We start from the raw sequence: 2,159 nt of genomic DNA, 5'->3' as shown, positions 1-2,159 counted from the left end.
GGCTTAACCTGCGATTCCGACGATTATTACAATTCTGAGCAGCACACCAATGCGATTTATCTGCCGGTTTTCAGTGATACAAAGCCTTTGTACATCGGGTTTTTCCACACAGGTGCATACCAGGAAACCATCGGTGGATATGGTGGTGTTCATCACTGTTTGATGCCGCAGCCGAGGCATATCCTCATTAACAAAGACGAGGACGGGAATTTCACCTACGAAGTCTTCCGGGAAGAGCAGAAACCGGATGAAGTTTTAAAACTTTTAGGTTACTAAAAAAACAAAAGGAGCAACATGAGTTTGCTACTTTTTTTTAAATTTTATTAGAAATATTTAGAAATTTTCTCAAATTCAATATCGGTAAAATCTGAAACCAGCAGGCTGGCTTTGTCATAAACCTGATGGGTTGAATGCGCACTCTGGTAAGCCACGCAAAAAATTTCTGCAGCCGATGCAGCTTCAATTCCGTTTGTGGAATCTTCTATCACCATGCAGTTTTCTTTGTCTTCACCGGCCATTTCCGCGGCCACGACAAAAATTTCCGGATGAGGTTTAGATTCCTGAAGATCGGCTCCGCTTATTTTTCCAATAAAATATTGTTCAAGACCGAATTTCTCAAAGACCCAGTTGATCGTATTCATGTGAGCAGAAGAAGCCAAAACGAGTTTAATGCCGTTTTCATAGTAATTTTCGATCAGATTTCGCACACCGGAGATTAAATCGAAATCCGGATCATGATCAAAATAATGTTTGAAATAATTCCTTTTGATGGCGGCGAGGTCTTCGTGAGATACCTCCAGATTGAATTTTTCAACCAAAGTGGTGCAAACTCTTTTCGTAGATGAGCCGGTGAAACTGGTGTAAAGCTTTTCGGAAACGTCGATTCCCAAATCGTCAAACATTTTGAAATAAGCTTTTCGGTGAAGCGGTTCGGTATCCACAATCACACCGTCCATATCGAAAAGAACTGCTTTTAGCGGCATATCAATTATTTTCGCAAAGGTAAAAAAAGTGCAGTAAGTATTATAAACAGCTGTTTATTACTTATACTTTCCGATAATGAATATAATAAAATAGAAAAATATGAGCATTGCGACGAGTGCTGCTATCGATTTCCAGTTCGCAAAATTCACGGTCCAGCCCATCCAGGGAATTCTTTTTGGAGGGAAAATTCTGTTGTCTTCTTTATTGTAATAAAAAATTCCCCAAATCCACTTTCCGTTTTTGTTTTCGATATTATTTGTTTCCATCACATGAAGTTTTGCATAAAGTTATCATTTTTTTTGAAATCGGACGTGTGAGAAAACTGCCATGAGTTACCACCGTTTTTTTTATCTTTGAAATCTTAAATATTCAACCTAAAAATTTAAATATCCTATGCAGACATATGCTGGAATTCCGGAAGAAAACGCTCAGTTAGAATCGTCAAAAGTAGTGCTTGTAACCGTTCCTTACGACGGAACTTCAACCTGGGGGAAAGGTGCCGACAAAGGCCCGGAACTTTTTCTTGATGCTTCAAAAAATATGGAGCTTTACGACATAGAAACCGGCACCGAACCCTATTTGGAAGGAGTGTATTTAGCCGGGGAAATATCTGAAAATTCTTCTCCTGAAGCCATGACCGAAGCAGTTTACCAAAAAACCAAAGAATTGCTGGGTCATGAAGATAAATTATTCACGCTATTCGGTGGCGAACATTCGGTTTCTATTGGTTCTATTCGCGCGGTAGGCGAAAAGTTTGAAAATCTTACGGTTCTTCAGCTGGATGCACACACCGATTTACGTCCGGATTTTCACGGAAGCACTTCCAATCATGCTTGTGCGGTTTTTGAAGCGAGTCAGAAACATAATTTGGTACAAGTCGGGATTCGTTCTGGAGATATAGAGGAAATGCAATATGTACAAGAAGGAAATTGTTTTTGGGCACATGAAATCGCGACAAACCCAAATTGGATTGATGATGTTCTTGCAAAAGTTTCTGGAAATGTTTACATCACCATCGATTTGGATGCATTTGATCCATCGATTGCGCCTTCCACAGGAACTCCAGAACCGGGCGGTTTGCAGTGGTATCCAACGTTGGAATTGCTTAAAAAAGTTTTTGAAAAATGCAATGTAGTTGCCTTTGATATTGTAGAATTAATGGATTCGCCGATGCC

At 39.8% G+C, this 2,159-nt stretch carries 3 protein-coding genes and 1 pseudogene; 2 read left to right on the top strand and 2 right to left on the bottom strand.

Annotated features, from left to right (window positions below; genetic code table 11):
• Positions 1–276: pseudogene (locus V5N63_RS03430) on the top strand (arginine decarboxylase); the annotation flags it as partial.
• A gap of 47 nt (positions 277–323) precedes the next feature.
• Here the strand turns inward: V5N63_RS03430 and V5N63_RS03425 are convergent.
• The gene (locus tag V5N63_RS03425; RefSeq protein WP_332032842.1) at positions 324–983 is read right to left on the bottom strand and encodes an HAD family hydrolase; all 660 of its coding nucleotides are present in this window, start codon (positions 981–983) and stop codon (positions 324–326) included.
• A gap of 57 nt (positions 984–1,040) precedes the next feature.
• The gene (locus V5N63_RS03420) at positions 1,041–1,250 is read right to left on the bottom strand and encodes a DUF5808 domain-containing protein (protein ID WP_332032841.1); all 210 of its coding nucleotides are present in this window, start codon (positions 1,248–1,250) and stop codon (positions 1,041–1,043) included.
• A gap of 127 nt (positions 1,251–1,377) precedes the next feature.
• On the opposite strand from V5N63_RS03420, the gene speB reads away from it, so the two are divergent.
• A partial coding sequence (gene speB / locus V5N63_RS03415) for an agmatinase (protein ID WP_332032840.1) occupies positions 1,378–2,159 on the top strand: 782 nt, incomplete at its 3' end.

This window comes from Kaistella sp. (assembly GCF_032060305.1).
GTDB classification, from domain to species: domain Bacteria; phylum Bacteroidota; class Bacteroidia; order Flavobacteriales; family Weeksellaceae; genus Kaistella; species Kaistella yananensis.
This window is presented reverse-complemented; position numbering and strand designations above follow the sequence as displayed.